The following is a 13824-nucleotide window of genomic DNA, read 5'->3' on the forward strand; positions in this document are numbered from 1 at the left end:
TCTTGTGGTTTGTCACAACCCCCGGGGGGCCAACAGTCCGGGACAATAGAGCCGGTAAGGAGGCCTCCACGGCGTTGGGCTACAGCGAGCTGATCAGGCGTTCCACGCGCTCGTCGACCGAGCGGAACGGGTCCTTGCACAGGACCGTGCGCTGGGCCTGGTCGTTCAGCTTCAGGTGCACCCAGTCGACCGTGAAGTCGCGCCCCGCGGCCTGGGCGGCGGCGATGAAGTCGCCGCGCAGCTTCGCCCGGGTCGTCTGGGGCGGGGTGTCCTTGGCCGCCTCGATCTCGCCGTCGTCGGTGACCCGGCGGACCAGGCCCTTGCGCTGGAGCAGGTCGAAGATGCCCCGGCCACGGCGGATGTCGTGGTAGGCGAGGTCGAGCTGCGCGATGCGCGGGCTGGACAGGTCCATGTCGTGCTTGTGCCGGTAGCGCTCGACCAGCCGGTGCTTGATCGCCCAGTCGATCTCGGTGTCGATCTTGCTGAAGTCCTGCTGCTCGACGGCGTCCAGCGCGCGGCCCCAGAGCTCGATGACGCGCTCGTTCGCCGGGGTGGTGCCGTTGTCCTTGAGGTGCTGGACGGCGCGGGCGTGGTACTCGCGCTGGATGTCGAGGGCCGACGCCTCGCGACCACCGGCGAGGCGCACCTGGCGGCGGCCGGTGAGGTCGTGGCTGATCTCGCGGATCGCCCGGATCGGGTTGTCGAGGGTGAAGTCGCGGAACTGGACGCCGGCCTCGATCATCTCGAGCACGAGGTTCGCCGAGCCGACCTTGAGCATGGTCGTCGGCTCGGCCATGTTCGAGTCGCCGACGATGACGTGCAGCCGCCGGTAGCGCTCGGCGTCGGCGTGCGGCTCGTCGCGGGTGTTGATGATGGGCCGCGAGCGGGTCGTCGCGCTCGAGACGCCCTCCCAGATGTGTTCCGCACGCTGGGAGAGGCAGTAGACCGCGCCGCGCGGGGTCTGCAGCACCTTGCCCGCGCCGCAGATCAACTGCCGGGTCACCAGGAACGGCAGCAGCACGTCGGCGATCCGGGAGAACTCACCCGCGCGGGTCACCAGGTAGTTCTCGTGACAGCCGTAGGAGTTGCCCGCCGAGTCGGTGTTGTTCTTGAACAGGAAGATGTCGCCGCCGATGCCCTCGTCGGCCAGCCGCCGCTCGGCGTCGACCAGCAGGTCCTCGAGGATGCGCTCCCCGGCCTTGTCGTGCGTGACCAGCTGGACCAGGTCGTCGCACTCGGCCGTCGCGTACTCGGGGTGCGAGCCGACGTCCAGGTAGAGCCGGGAGCCGTTGGACAGGAAAACGTTCGAAGAACGACCCCACGAGACGACCCGCCGGAAGAGGTAGCGCGCCACCTCGTCGGGCGAGAGCCTGCGCTGGCCGTGGAAGGTGCACGTGACCCCGAACTCGGTCTCGATGCCAAAGATCCGCCGCTGCATGCCACCAGAGTAGGCGCTGGACCCCCTTCGACGGTGCGCCGTTCGGGCGTCGACACGCCCCCGGTGTGCCACAGACGGTGAAAACTCCCCGATTCAGGCACGATTGGAGCATTGCCCTTGACGTCACGCGAAAGGCGGACCCTTTGTCGCACCAGCTCATCCGGGCCTTCCGGCGGGTCGGCCGGACCGATCGCAAGCTGATGCGGCGCAGTGCCGCGTTGCCGGCCTCGAGGGCCGACGACGCGCTGATGGCGCTGTCGAGATCGGCGAACAAGTCCCGGCTCTGGTGGGTGGTCGCCGGGCTCCTGGCCACCCGGAAGGGCGCCACCCGCCGCGGCGCGCTGCGCGGGGTCGTCGCGATCGCCGGGGCCAGCGCCGCGGCGAACCTGCTCGGCAAGCCGCTGTTCCCCCGCCGCCGCCCGGCCGAGGAGGAGGTGCCCATGCACCGCCGCCTGCGGAAACGCCCGACGTCGTCGTCGTTCCCGTCCGGCCACTCGGCGTCCGCGGCGGCCTTCGCGACGGCGGTGGCGATGGAGTCGCCGCGCGCCGGTCTGGCCGTGGCGCCGCTCGCGCTGGCCGTCGCCTACTCCCGCGTCCACACCGGCGTCCACTGGCCCTCCGACGTCGGTGTCGGCCTGAGCATCGGGGTCGGCGTGGGCCTGGTGACCCGGCACTGGTGGCCGCTGCACGACGACGTCCCGGGCCGCTCCGCCCACGACGCGGACGCGCCCGAGATGGTCGACGGCGACGACATGCTGGTGCTGGTCAACCCGAAGTCCGGGATCGACGGCCAGGACCCCACCGAGGACGCCCGGCACGCCTGGCCCAAGGCCGAGATCCTCTACCCGGACCCCGGCCAGGACCTGATCGCCCAGCTCGAAAGCGAGATCGACGCCCGCGGGACGGTCCGTGCCCTCGGCGTCGCGGGCGGTGACGGCACCGTGGCCGCGGTCGCCGCCGTCGCCGCGGAGCGCGACCTGCCGCTCGCGCTGATCCCGGCGGGCACGCTCAACCACTTCGCCCGCGACGTCGGCGTCAGCTCCATGCCCGACGCGGACGCCGCGACCGAGCGCGGCAACGCCGTCGGCATCGACCTCGGCGAGGTCGAAATCCACGAGCCGGACGGCGATACGGCGCACCGCTGGTTCGTCAACACCGCCAGCCTCGGCGGTTACCCGGAGATGGTCCGGCTGCGCGAGAAGCTGCAGGAGAAGCACCCCAAGTGGCCTTCGGCCGCGATCGCGCTGACCCGGTCGCTGCGGCACGCCAAGCCGCTGACCGTGCGGCTCAACGGCAAGCTCACCCAGGTCTGGCTGCTGTTCGTCGGCAACGGCACGTACGCGCCGAAGGGCTTCGCGCCCAGCCGGCGGCCCGCGCTCGACACCGGCCTGCTCGACGTCCGCTACCTGCGTGCCGACCTGCCCTACTCGCGGGCCCGGTTCCTGCTGGCGATGGTCACCCGCAGCCTGGCGGCGAGCCACGTCTACCAGGAGCTCGACGTGGCCGAGCTGGACGTCGAGCTGCTGGACGGCCACCGCCGCGTCGCCACCGACGGCGAGGTCGGCCCGCTCGGCAACCGGTTCCGCTTCCGGTCCCGTCCGAGCGCCCTGACCATCTACCGTCTTTAAGAATGCTTTACTTTTACTCAACGAACCCACAGCGTCCCCTGGCTAGCGTCTTGATCGAGATGCGGGCGACCCTGCCCGCGGCCAGGGGACGAGCGGGGATCGAATGGGCGGGCACGGCCTGGCGAGCGGCGTCCACCGGGCCGCCACCGACCCGGTGCTGCCCGGCGACATCACCGCGCGGGCCCGCGACCTCGGCCCCTTCGAGTCCCCGCTCATCTGGCTCGCCCTCGCCTCGGCCGCCGTCGCCGTCCTCGCCGCTGTCGTCGCGTTGTGGCACCGGCGCCGGATGCGCCGATGGGGCTTCACCGCCTTCGGCGTCCTGCTGCTGCTCGCGGCAGTCACTGCCCTGAACAGCTACGTCGGTTACGTGCGCACCTCCGACGACCTCGCGCGCCTGCTGCAACGCGGCCCCGGCGTCGTCAACCTCGCCGGCCGCCTGCTCGACGACGGCAAGGAAGCACCGTCCACACCGCACCCGAGCGCGGGCACCGCGGCCGCCGGCCAGCGCATCGACGTCATGAACCTGCCCGACCCCGCGCACGGCATCCCGTCCGGCAGCAACTACGTCGTGCTGCCGCCCGGTTACGACGCGAACGCGGCCCGTCGCTACCCCGTCGTCTACCTGATCCACGGCTACCCGTTCGGCGGTCCCCGCGACTGGCTGACCTCAGGTGACGCCCCGGGTACGTTGCTCGCCCTGCAGCGCGCGGGCGTGATCGAGCCGATGATCGTGGTCAGCGTCGACCTGACCGCCGGCAACCCGGCCACGGACTGGGAATGCCTCGACGTCCCCGGCGGCCCGCAGCTGGAGACGTACCTGGCTCGCACGGTGGTGCCGGCGACCGACCAGCGCTACCGCACCCTCGCCGACCGCGGCCACCGGGCACTGGGCGGCATGTCCGGCGGCGGCTTCGGGGCGCTCAACATCGGCCTGCACCACGTGGACGAGTTCGCCACCCTGCTCATCGCCCTCCCCTACGACGACCTCAACGACTCCGTCGGCGTCCTCGACGGCAACCGGGCCGCGATCGCCGCCAACACCCCACGCCGCTACCTGCCGGCGATGACCTTCCCCGCGCCGATCTCGGTGATGCTCGCGGTCGGCACCGGCGCACCCACCGACGTCACGACGGCCCACCGGATCGCGGACGCCCTCCACGCCCGCGGCCAGGAGGCGATCGTCCACGCCGAACGCGGCTTCAACCACACCTGGCACACGGCCCGGGCGACGCTGCCGTACCTGCTCGCCTTCGCCGACCAGAACTTCCGGACCCCGCCCGCGACGTCCTGAAACCGGGTTGCCCGGGGCACACATGACGAAGGCGGGGGCGCGGTCCTCGACCACGCCCCCGCCTTCGCGAAGTACTACTCGCCTTCCGGCTTCGCCTCCGGCTCGTCCCCCTGCGGGTCCGGCACCGGCAGCAGCGAGTCCAGCGCCGTGCCCGTCAGGCGGCGGAACGCGCGCCGCGGGCGGTCGCGGTCCAGGACCGCCACCTCCAGCTTGATCGGCGGGTCGGTCTCGCCGTTGCCGTTCGGCGACGAGCTCGCCGCCGAAGACGAGGTCGAAGAAGAACCCGCCGACGAGGACGAGGCCGTCGACGGCTGGACCGGCGTCCTCAGCGCGGCCACCGCCACCCCCAGGGCCCCTTGCAGGTCCAGGCCGTCCTCGAACGTCTCCTTCAGCTTCGCCGCGATCTTCTCGTTCTGGCCGCCCATCACGATGTACTGCGGCTCGTCGAAGATCGACCCGTCGTAGGTCAGCCGGTACAGCTGGTCCTCCGCCGAGCTCGCCCCGACCTCCGCCACGCAGACCTCGACCTCGAACGGCTTCAGCTGCTCGGTGAAGATGCTGCCCAGCGTCGCCGCGTAGGCGTTCGCCAGCGCCCGCGCGCTCACGTCACGCCGGTCGTACTGGTAGCCCTTCAGGTCCGCGTGCCGGATCCCCGCCACGCGCAGGTTCTCGAACTCGCTGTAGCGCCCGACCGCGGCGAACCCGATCCGGTCGTAGATCTCGGACATCTTGTGCAGCGTGGCCGACGGGTTCTCCGCCACGAACAGCACGCCGCCCGCGTACTTCAGCACCACCACGCTCCGGCCGCGCGCGATGCCCTTGCGCGCCAGCTCGGAACGCTCCCGCATCAGCTGCTCGGGAGAGGCATACAACGGCATCGTCACGGTGTGCGCTCCAGGTCTTTCGGTGTTCCAACGTTCACTGGTCCGGCCCCGCGATCAGGAGAGCCGGCTCTGGTGGCGCTCGATCCGCCCCGCCACCACGGCTTCCGCGACGGCCGCGGTCTCCGGCTCCGGCAGCTGCACGGCCCCGCGCTCCGCGGTGATCGTGACGACGCTCGGGAAGATCCGCCGCACCAGGTCCGGGCCGCCCGACGCGGTGTCGTCGTCGGCCGCGTCGTACAGCGCCTCGACCGCGACGCGGACCGCGCCCTCGACGTCGGCGTCCGGGTCGTGCAGCTTCTTCAGCGCGGATTTCGCGAACAGCGAACCCGAGCCGATCCCCGCGTAGCCGCCGTTCTCCTCGTACCGTCCGCCCGCGGCGTCGTACGAGACGATCCGCCCGGCGTGCTTGGCGTCCTCGGCCTCGAGGTCGTAGCCCACGAACAACGGGATCGCCGCCAGCCCGGCCATCGCCATCTCGAGGTTGCCCTTGACCATCCCGGCCAGCTTGTTCGTCTTGCCGTCCAGCGACAGCGAAACGCCCTCGATCTTCTCGTAGTGCGCCAGCTCCACGGCGTACAGCCGCACCATCTCCACGGCCAGCCCGGCCGTGCCCGCGATCCCCACGGCCGAGTACTCGTCGGTGACGTGCACCTTCTCGATGTCCCGGCTCGCGATCAGGTTCCCCGACGTCGCCCGCCGGTCACCCGCGATCAGCACCCCGCCCGCGAACGTGCAGGCGACGATCGTCGTCCCGTGCGGCACGCCCAGATCCGCGATGCCGTTGCCCACCCGCCGCTCCGGAAGCAGTTCCGGCGCCTGTACCCGCAAGAAGTCCGAAAACGACGACGTCGCCGACGAGAAGTACGCGGCCGGCAGCGCGGGACCCGAGATGCCCCTGGTGTTGTCCATACGTGCTCAAAAATCCCATCTGTGCGGGCCAGGCGAACCCGAGTCCCGCGCGCCCGGCGTCCCCCGGCCCACCCGGGCCACGGTCACCACCACGCGGAACCCCGGCCGCCGGCTGAACGGTCGGCTGGGGCGCAGCGCCCCCGAGCGGCTACTCGCCGCCCTTCTGCACATAGGCCCGGACGAAGTCCTCGGCGTTCTCCTCCAGCACGTCGTCGATCTCGTCGAGGATGGTGTCGACGTCCTCGCCGAGCTTCTCGCGCCGCTCCTGACCCGCCGCGCCGGTGTCGTCGAACTCTTCGTCAGAGTCGCCGCCGCCGTGCTTTTCGATCTTTTCCTGGGCCATCTCGCCTCCCGGTGTGGCTGATGTTTCCTAGCCTACCCAGCGGCCCCGACATTCGGGGTCACGCCGCGATCGCTGGTGCGTCCCGCCTAGTCCGAACCGGTGAGCGCCTCCACCAGGTCTTCGGCCGTCGCCGACTCGTCGAGCAGCTTGCCGACGTGCGCCTTGGTCCCCCGCAGCGGCTCCAGCGTCGGGATCCGGACCAGGGACTCCTTGCCGACGTCGAAGATGACCGAATCCCACGACGCGGCCGCGATCGACGTCGCGTACTTCTCCAGCGCCCGGCCCCGGAAGTAGGCCCGCGTGTCCGACGGCGGCGTCGTCACCGCGGCCAGCACCTCTTCCTCCGACACCAGCCGCTTCATGGACCCGCGCGTGACGAGCCGGTTGTACAGGCCCTTCGCCAGCCGCACGTCCGAGTACTGCAGGTCGACCAGCCGCAGCCGCGGCGCGCCCCAGGCCAGGTTGTCCCGCTGCCGGTAGCCCTCGAGCAGCCGCAGCTTCGCCGGCCAGTCCAGCCGGTCCGCGCACTCCTGCGGGTCGCGCGCCAGCGCGTCCAGGACCTCGCCCCAGACCCGCAGGACCTCCTTGGACGCCTGGTCCGCGTCCGTGCGCTCCAGGTTCTGCGAGGCGATCTCGTGGTAGGCGAACTGCAGGTCCAGCCCGGTGTACTTCTTCCCGTTCGCCAGCGCCACCTGCGCCTTCAGCGTCGGGTCGTGGCTGATCTGGTGGACCGCCTTGACCGGCTCGTCCAGCTTCAGGTCGTCGAACCGGATCCCGGACTCGATGAGGTCCAGGATCAGCGCCGTCGTCCCGACCTTCAGGTACGTCGAGTACTCCGACATGTTCGCGTCGCCGATGATGACGTGCAGCCGCCGGTACTTGTCCGCGTCCGCGTGCGGCTCGTCCCGGGTGTTGATGATCCCGCGCTTCAGCGTCGTCTCCAGGCCGACCTCGACCTCGATGTAGTCCGCACGCTGGGAGAGCTGGAACCCGGCCTCTTCGCTCTGCTGGCCGATCCCGACCCGGCCCGAGCCGGTCACCACCTGCCGCGACACGAAGAACGGCGTCAGCCCGGCGATGATCGCGGTGAACGGCGTCGAGCGCGCGCACAGGTAGTTCTCGTGCGTGCCGTAGCTGGCGCCCTTGCCGTCGACGTTGTTCTTGTACAGCTGGAGCTGCGGCTGACCGGGCACGGACGCCGCCTTGAGCGCGGCCTCCTCCATCACCCGCTCGCCGGCCTTGTCCCAGATGACCGCGTCGCGCGCGTTCGTCACCTCGGGTGCCGAGTACTCCGGGTGCGCGTGGTCGACGTACAGCCGCGCGCCGTTGGTCAGGATGACGTTCGCCGCGCCCAGGTCCTCGACGTCCGGGTCGTGCCCCGGCCCGCCGGGGCCGGTCAGGTCGAACCCGCGCGCGTCCCGCAAGGGGGACTCCACCTCGTAGTCCCACCGGGCCCGGCGCGCACGCGGGATGTCGGCCGCGGCCGCGTAGGCCAGCACGACCTGGGTCGAGGTGAGTACCGGGTTCGCCGTCGCGTCGCCCGGCACCGAGATGCCGTACTCGACTTCGGTTCCCATGATCCGCCGCATGTCCACCACCCTACGGGGTGGGCCTAGTGGAACGATGCACCCATGCCAGGCAGTGACGAACTCGTTGCCCTCTATGACCAGGCCGGCTCCGTCGTCGGCTCGACGCTCCGGAGCCGCCTCCGCGCCGAGGGCCTGTGGCACGCCGCCGGCGTCGTGCTGGTCCGTTCGGGTGACGGAAGCGCCGTCTACGTGCACCTGCGCACCGCGGTGAAGGACGTGTTCCCGTCGACCTGGGACTGCTGGGCCGGCGGCGTGGTCGCCGCGGGCGAGTCACCGGCCGAATGCGCCCGCCGCGAACTGGCCGAAGAGCTCGGCGTCCACGGGGTGGAACCCGTTCCGCTGTTCACCAAGGTCTACGACGACGGCCGCAACCGCTGCCACAACTTCGCTTTCGAGGTCCGCTGGGACGGCCCGATCCGCCACCAGGCCGAAGAGATCGTCGAAGGCCGCTGGCTCCCCCTGGACGACCTCCGCGCCTGGGTCGACGACCCGGCACCCGAGCTTCCCTTCATCCCCGACGGCCGCGAAGGCGTCCAGGAATGGTTCCGCCGCTACGGCTGAGCCGCGAGCTTCGCCGCCATCGCGGGCAGCAGCCGCTTGGCCGCGTCCACGGCCCGCGTCTCGGTGCTCGCCGAGACGGTCAGCCCGGACACGAGCTTCCCCTTCGCCAGCAACACCGTGCACGTCTTGCCTTCGCACCAGGCCTGCTGCCGGTCGACGCCCGCCTGCGCCGGGACGCTCACCGTCTTGCCCGCGCAGTCCGCGGCCGCCACGGCCTCCGCGGCCGCCTCGTCCGGGTACGCCGCGACGCGGTGGCGCAGCACCGAACCGCTGGGGTAGTGCCACGACGCCGTCCGGCTGCTCGCCGACAAGCTGCCGGTCAGGCACCCCGACGCCTCGCTCGAGCCCGGCAGCACGCCTTCCTCGGCGACGTCCGCATCGGACAGCAACGCCCGCTCCGCGAGCAGACCCAAGTCCGGCGCCGGCGCCGGGGCCGCCTTCGCGGGGCTCACCGGCGCTTCGGTGACCGAGACCGGCGCCGACGTGGGAGCCGGGTCGTCGTAGTACGTCTCGAGGTTGTTCGGGTCGGGCCCGTCGCAGCCGGTGAGGCCGACGAACGCGACCGCGGCCAGGGCGACCACCTGCCGATGACGCACTTGCTCCGGCCTCCTACCGTCCTCGGGTGCCTGCGAAGGGTAGTGCAGCGGCTCAGTCCCACGCCAAGGAGGACCGGTGTCGCCAGTACTCCTCCGGATCCTCCGCGAGACCGGCCAGCGCGGCGTCCTCGTCCGTGCTCAACGACAGCGTGGTGGCCAGCAGGTTGGCCGCGAGCTGCGCCGGGCTCGCCGGGCCGAGGACGGCCGTGCCGGCCCACTCCCGCGCCAGCACCGCGGCGACGGCGACCGCGTCCGGGCCGATCCCGTGCGCCGCCGCGATGTCGCGGACGACCTTCGGCGCTTCGACCGCGAGCCGGCCGTTGGCCAGGGTTTCCTTGACCAGCACGCGCTTCCCGGCCGCGTGCGCCGCGGCCAGCGCCGGCCCGGCGGACCGTTCCAGGACGTTCCACGTCGACTGCACCGCCGAGAACACCGGCCGCCCGGCCACTTCCAGCGCGAAGGCCCGCTCGATCGCGGCCGCCTGCGCCGGCCCGGACGTCGAGAACCCGACCGCGACGCCGTTCGCGGAAAGCTCCGCCAGCGCCTCGACCAGCGGCTCGTCGGTGAACAGCGGACTGTCCACAGTGAGCGAATGCACCTGGTACAGGCCGACCCGGTCCCCCAGCAGCGCCAGGGTTTCCGCCCACTGCGCGGCGAACCGCGCCGCCGAGTGCTCCTTCACCTCGTGCACGCCGGCGTCGAGCCGCCAGTCCCCCACGTACGCGTAGCCCCACTTGCTGGAGACCTCGACGTCGGCGTGCTCCCGCTCGGCGAGCCAGCCGGCCAGGAACTCCTCGGAGCGCCCGTAGGACCGGGCGACGTCGACGTGCCGGACCCCCGCGGCGTAGGCGTCGTCGAGCACCGCGAAGGTCGCGGCGCGCATGGACTCGACGTCCCGTTCCGGCGGCAGCGCGCCGTCACGGCCCAGGTTGATGTAGGCGGGCCGGCCCAGCGCGGCCAGGCCGAGCGCGACGCGGTCCACGGACGCCGTCATGCCGTCTGCTTGTGCCGGAGGATCGCCAGCCACTGGTCGGAGTTCTGGGCCTGGCGGTGGAGCTTCTCGAGGCGCGCGGCCGGGGCCCGGACGTACCCCTTGCCGAAGACCGGCGCGATCTGGCGGAGGCTCGCACCCCCTTCACGGGCGGCGAGCAGGGCCCAGTCGGATGCGTCGGCACAGGCGGCGGAGGCGCGGCGCAGCTCCCCCAGGATGTCGATGAGCTCCTGGGCGCTCATCTCCCCCGCCTGGACGGCGGCGGCCGTCGTCTCCAGCCAGGCCAGGACGTCGGTTTCGGTGATCGGCGCGCGGGGCCGGCGGGTTTCTTCGCTCACAGCCGGTGAGTATAGGTCGTTATACGTCGATATACTCGGTACCAGCCATGACGACACGCACCGAATCCCAGCCGGACGCCGGGCAGCTGCTCGACGTCTTCAAAGCGCTCGCGAACCCCGTGCGGCTGCAGGTGCTGCAGTGGCTGCGGGAACCCGAGCGACACTTCCCCGTGGAGCGAGCCATCGCCGACCCGGTCGAGGTCGGCGTGTGCGTGAGCCACATCCAGGAGAAGACGGGACTCGCGCAGTCGACCGTCTCGGCGTACATGGCGGAGCTGCAGCGCGCGGGCCTGGTGCGCGCGACCCGCGTCGGCAAGTGGACGCACTACAAGCGAGACGAAGCCCGGATCGCCGAGTTCGTGACCGTGCTCGGTCATACCCTCTGACCACTCCCCCCTGCCCTGCCGCGGGGGCAGCCGGTTGACTCATATCGTGATTCTGCGATACTTCGATTTATGGGCATGATCGAGAACATGCGGCTCGGCCGCTACGGGATCTGGACGTTCGACTTCGAGGACCAGCCGGCCGGCCTGATCGGGGACTCGGTGCAGGAGCTGGAAGAGCTCGGCTGGCCGGCGGTCTGGATCCCGGAAAGCAACGGCCGGGAGGCCCTGACCCACGCCGGGTTCCTGCTGGCGGCCACCGAACGCCTCACCGTCGTCAACGGGATCGCGCAGATCCGGTCGCGCGGGCCGCGCTGGACCCGCGGCGCGGCCCTGCTGCTCGCCGACGCCTACCCGGACCGGCACCTGCTCGGCCTCGGCTTCGGCGCCGGAGAGCCCGGCGCGAAGCCGCTGCGGGCGATGAACGACTACCTCGACGCCCTGGACACCATCACGAGCGCCAACCCCGAGCCACGGACGCCGGTCCGGCGCCTGCTCGCCGCGTACGGCCCGAAGATGCTGGAGCTGGCCCGGGACCGGTCGGCGGGCGCGCACACCTACCACGTGACGCCGGAGCACACCGCCCAGGCGCGGGACATCCTCGGCGCCGGCCCGTTCCTCGGCGTCGAGCACGCCGTGCTCTTCGAAACCGACGCGGCCAAGGCGCGGGAAATCGCCCGTAACCACCTGCACATGTACCTCACCTCGCAGTACAACGTCGCGAAGTTCCGGCGGCTCGGCTACACCGAAGCGGACCTCGACGGCGGCCGCGGCAGCGACCGGCTCGTCGACGACCTGGTGTTCTGGGGCGACCTCGACACGATCACCGGCAAGCTGCAGGCCCACCTCCACGCCGGCGCCGACCACGTCGGCATCCAGGTGGTCGGCGTCGAACCGGGCACGTCGGCCATGCCGCACTGGCGCCGGCTGGCCGAGGCGCTGCTACCCGCCGGCGTCGCCGCGTAGCCCGAACCGCGCGGTGCAGTGCCAGACGCGCTTGAGCACCTGGGGGTCGTGCCGGCCGGCGCGGACGGCGTCGCCGATGACGCACGCGTCGAGCCGGCCGTCCTGGGCGATCTCCTTGCCGGCCCGCACGACGTCCTCGCCCCGGAAGCCGGCGTGTTCGGCCAGGACCTCGACCGGCAACCGGAACCCGTGGTGCCAGGTCGTCGGGAACGGCAGCTCGGCGGCCGCCGCCTCGACCTTGGTGCCGCGGAACGCCGGGTCCAGCACAAGCGCCTCGACGTCCGTCGCGAGCCGGAGCGGGCCGTGCACGTGGGCTTCGATGTGGTCGTCGAGCTCGTCCAGCACGTCCGCCTCGGCGAGCGGCAGCAACGGCATGCGCTCCGCGGTCCCGAAGTTCTCCGGCTCCCAGAAGCTGTCCGGGTAGCAGAACGTCGTGCGCGCGAGCACTTCCCGCTTCAGCCGCAGGTGGGACGAGCCGAACCGGACGGAGCCGCCCGCCGGACGGCGGCGGTAGTTGAGCGAGCCGTACTTGGGCCGGGCCGACGGCGGCAGGTCGTCGTAGGCACCGCCGAAGATGCGGTGCTCCCAGCGCCAGCGGTCACCGCCGGGGTACGCGGTCAGCCCGCCGTTGCTCGTGCCCGTCTCGAACTGGGAGCGGTACACGCCGTCCGTGACGAGGTGCCGCAGCAACGGCACCTCCCCGACCAGGCGGTCCGGGTGGAAGTGCACGGTGACGTCCAGGTCGCCGGGCAGCGGCGGCCCCGCCACGCGGCTCGCGACGTGGTCGACCGCTCGGTGCCACGGTTGCGTCCCCCAAGCCATGAGCGGCATCCTAACCCGAGACGTATAGGTCGTTATACGAAATTGAGGGGTCCGAAAACCGCTGGCCCCGCGGCCGGTCCGCGAGCTTGACTGCGCCCATGAGGTCGGGTGGATTCGGGGTCACGGTGCGGTTCGCGCTGCTGGCCGTCGTCTGGGGCGCGAGTTTTCTCTTCATCAAGGTGGGCCTGGGCGGGCTATCCCCCGGCCAGGTCGCCCTCGCGCGGGTCGCTTTGGGCGCGCTCGCGCTGGCCGTCGTGCTGGTCCTGCGCCGGCGCCCGCTCCCCCGGGATCCCGTGCTGTGGGGCCACCTCGTGGTCGTTTCGGTGCTGTTGTGCGTGGTGCCGTTCCTGCTGTTCTCGTGGGCGGAACAGTACATTTCGTCCGGTTTGGCCAGTATCTTCAACGCGACGACGCCGCTCATCACGATGCTGCTGGCCGCCGCGGCACTGCCGGAGGAGCGCTTCACGCCGCCGCGCGTGCTCGGCCTGTCACTCGGTTTTCTCGGCGTGCTCACGATCGTCGGGGTGTGGCACGGCGTCGACGTCTCGCACCAGCTGACCGCGCAGCTCGCCTGCCTCGGCGCCACGACGTGCTACGGCGCGTGTTTCGTCTACATGCGCCGGTTCGTCTCCCCGCGCGGAGCGGACCCGGTCGTCGTCGCGTTCGGTCAGACGGGCTCGGCGACAGTGATTCTCGGCCTGCTGGCCCCGGCGGTCGCGGCGACACCGGTCCACCTGGACTTCGCGGTGGTGGCGAGCATGGTGGCGCTTGGCGTTTTCGGCACGGGAATCGCGTATGTCTGGAACGTCCGCATCATCGCGGCCTGGGGCGCGGCGAACGCCTCGGCGGTGACCTACCTCACACCGGTGGTCGGGGTCCTGCTCGGCGTGCTCGTGCTGGGCGAACCGGTGAGCTGGAACCAGCCGGCCGGCGCGCTCCTGGTGGTGCTGGGCATCCTCGCGGCCCACGGACGCCTGCGGCCACGCCGCACGACCGAAGCCGAGCTCGTCCGCCGCTAGACACGCCGGTGGGGGGGGGGGCGCCCGGCCCCCCCCGACCTTCATAGCAGACCACATTAATTCACA

15 protein-coding genes are annotated in these 13824 nt (G+C 71.6%); 6 read left to right on the forward strand and 9 right to left on the reverse strand.

All coding sequences use genetic code 11. From position 1 onward, the window contains the following. Positions 1-79: 79 nt before the first annotated feature. The gene (gene pafA, locus AB0C38_RS48880) at positions 80-1438 is read right to left on the reverse strand and encodes a Pup--protein ligase (RefSeq protein WP_360688404.1); all 1359 of its coding nucleotides are present in this window, start codon (positions 1436-1438) and stop codon (positions 80-82) included. A 143-nt stretch (positions 1439-1581) separates the two neighbouring features. Here pafA and AB0C38_RS48885 point away from each other — a divergent pair, with 143 nt between their 5' ends. Together AB0C38_RS48885 and AB0C38_RS48890 are read left to right on the forward strand one after the other, a co-directional pair. Continuing rightward, the gene (locus AB0C38_RS48885; protein ID WP_360688407.1) at positions 1582-3066 is read left to right on the forward strand and encodes a phosphatase PAP2 family protein; all 1485 of its coding nucleotides are present in this window, start codon (positions 1582-1584) and stop codon (positions 3064-3066) included. Between the two features lie 103 nt (positions 3067-3169). Next, on the forward strand, positions 3170-4357 hold the full coding sequence (locus AB0C38_RS48890; protein WP_360688410.1) for an alpha/beta hydrolase-fold protein: 1188 nt from the start codon (positions 3170-3172) through the stop codon (positions 4355-4357). Positions 4358-4431: 74 nt separating this feature from the next. Here AB0C38_RS48890 and prcA read toward each other — a convergent pair whose 3' ends face one another. The 4 genes from prcA to dop all read right to left on the reverse strand — a co-directional run bounded on the left by prcA (position 4432) and on the right by dop (position 8082). Continuing rightward, complete coding sequence (gene prcA, locus AB0C38_RS48895) at positions 4432-5241, reverse strand: proteasome subunit alpha (RefSeq protein ID WP_360688413.1); 810 nt, start codon at positions 5239-5241, stop codon at positions 4432-4434. A gap of 54 nt (positions 5242-5295) precedes the next feature. After that, positions 5296-6150 carry a proteasome subunit beta gene (gene prcB / locus AB0C38_RS48900; protein ID WP_360688416.1) on the reverse strand — a complete coding sequence of 285 codons (855 nt, stop codon included), beginning with the start codon at positions 6148-6150 and terminating at the stop codon, positions 5296-5298. A gap of 148 nt (positions 6151-6298) precedes the next feature. Continuing rightward, a complete protein-coding gene (locus tag AB0C38_RS48905) occupies positions 6299-6493 on the reverse strand; it encodes a ubiquitin-like protein Pup (RefSeq protein ID WP_013226725.1) in 195 nt (64 codons plus the stop codon). Between the two features lie 86 nt (positions 6494-6579). Continuing rightward, entirely contained in the window at positions 6580-8082 is a 1503-nt protein-coding gene (gene dop, locus AB0C38_RS48910) for a depupylase/deamidase Dop (protein WP_360688419.1), read from the reverse strand. A gap of 42 nt (positions 8083-8124) precedes the next feature. Here dop and AB0C38_RS48915 point away from each other — a divergent pair, with 42 nt between their 5' ends. Continuing rightward, a complete protein-coding gene (locus AB0C38_RS48915) occupies positions 8125-8643 on the forward strand; it encodes an NUDIX domain-containing protein (protein WP_360688422.1) in 519 nt (172 codons plus the stop codon). Here AB0C38_RS48915 and AB0C38_RS48920 read toward each other — a convergent pair. Genes AB0C38_RS48920 through AB0C38_RS48930 form a run of 3 tightly spaced genes read right to left on the reverse strand, consistent with a single transcriptional unit; the run spans position 8634 to position 10568 of the window. Beyond that, positions 8634-9239: a hypothetical protein gene (locus tag AB0C38_RS48920; protein WP_360688425.1), complete on the reverse strand. Its 606-nt coding sequence runs from the start codon at positions 9237-9239 to the stop codon at positions 8634-8636. The two genes, AB0C38_RS48915 and AB0C38_RS48920, sit on opposite strands and share 10 nt — an antisense overlap. Before the next feature lie 52 nt (positions 9240-9291). Beyond that, the gene (locus tag AB0C38_RS48925; RefSeq protein WP_360688428.1) at positions 9292-10233 is read right to left on the reverse strand and encodes an aldo/keto reductase; all 942 of its coding nucleotides are present in this window, start codon (positions 10231-10233) and stop codon (positions 9292-9294) included. Then, positions 10230-10568, reverse strand: a complete 339-nt coding sequence (locus tag AB0C38_RS48930; protein WP_360688431.1) for a hypothetical protein — start codon at positions 10566-10568, stop codon at positions 10230-10232. The genes AB0C38_RS48925 and AB0C38_RS48930 overlap by 4 nt, the downstream gene beginning before the upstream one ends. Before the next feature lie 47 nt (positions 10569-10615). Between AB0C38_RS48930 and AB0C38_RS48935 the strand changes: the two genes are divergently transcribed. Together AB0C38_RS48935 and AB0C38_RS48940 are read left to right on the forward strand one after the other, a co-directional pair. Further along, positions 10616-10954: a metalloregulator ArsR/SmtB family transcription factor gene (locus AB0C38_RS48935; RefSeq protein WP_360688434.1), complete on the forward strand. Its 339-nt coding sequence runs from the start codon at positions 10616-10618 to the stop codon at positions 10952-10954. An 87-nt stretch (positions 10955-11041) separates the two neighbouring features. Further along, positions 11042-11917, forward strand: a complete 876-nt coding sequence (locus tag AB0C38_RS48940; protein WP_360688443.1) for a TIGR03620 family F420-dependent LLM class oxidoreductase — start codon at positions 11042-11044, stop codon at positions 11915-11917. Here the strand turns inward: AB0C38_RS48940 and AB0C38_RS48945 are convergent. Then, a complete protein-coding gene (locus tag AB0C38_RS48945) occupies positions 11894-12739 on the reverse strand; it encodes a DUF3626 domain-containing protein (protein ID WP_360688437.1) in 846 nt (281 codons plus the stop codon). The genes AB0C38_RS48940 and AB0C38_RS48945 overlap by 24 nt on opposite strands. A 98-nt stretch (positions 12740-12837) precedes the next feature. Here AB0C38_RS48945 and AB0C38_RS48950 point away from each other — a divergent pair, with 98 nt between their 5' ends. Then, a complete protein-coding gene (locus AB0C38_RS48950) occupies positions 12838-13758 on the forward strand; it encodes a DMT family transporter (protein ID WP_360688440.1) in 921 nt (306 codons plus the stop codon). Positions 13759-13824 lie beyond the last annotated feature (66 nt).

It is taken from the genome of Amycolatopsis sp. NPDC048633 (assembly GCF_040650695.1).
Classification (GTDB): Bacteria; Actinomycetota; Actinomycetes; order Mycobacteriales; family Pseudonocardiaceae; genus Amycolatopsis.

Coding starts and splice junctions, on each gene's coding strand:
- AB0C38_RS48925 (WP_360688428.1), bottom strand. CDS start 10,233: ATGACGGCGTCCGTGGACCGCGTCGCGCTCGGCCTGGCCGCGCTGGGC.
- AB0C38_RS48915 (WP_360688422.1), top strand. CDS start 8,125: ATGCCAGGCAGTGACGAACTCGTTGCCCTCTATGACCAGGCCGGCTCC.
- AB0C38_RS48905 (WP_013226725.1), bottom strand. CDS start 6,493: ATGGCCCAGGAAAAGATCGAAAAGCACGGCGGCGGCGACTCTGACGAA.
- dop (WP_360688419.1), bottom strand. CDS start 8,082: ATGCGGCGGATCATGGGAACCGAAGTCGAGTACGGCATCTCGGTGCCG.
- pafA (WP_360688404.1), bottom strand. CDS start 1,438: ATGCAGCGGCGGATCTTTGGCATCGAGACCGAGTTCGGGGTCACGTGC.
- AB0C38_RS48950 (WP_360688440.1), top strand. CDS start 12,838: ATGAGGTCGGGTGGATTCGGGGTCACGGTGCGGTTCGCGCTGCTGGCC.
- AB0C38_RS48890 (WP_360688410.1), top strand. CDS start 3,170: ATGGGCGGGCACGGCCTGGCGAGCGGCGTCCACCGGGCCGCCACCGAC.
- AB0C38_RS48945 (WP_360688437.1), bottom strand. CDS start 12,739: ATGGCTTGGGGGACGCAACCGTGGCACCGAGCGGTCGACCACGTCGCG.
- prcB (WP_360688416.1), bottom strand. CDS start 6,150: ATGGACAACACCAGGGGCATCTCGGGTCCCGCGCTGCCGGCCGCGTAC.
- AB0C38_RS48940 (WP_360688443.1), top strand. CDS start 11,042: ATGCGGCTCGGCCGCTACGGGATCTGGACGTTCGACTTCGAGGACCAG.
- AB0C38_RS48935 (WP_360688434.1), top strand. CDS start 10,616: ATGACGACACGCACCGAATCCCAGCCGGACGCCGGGCAGCTGCTCGAC.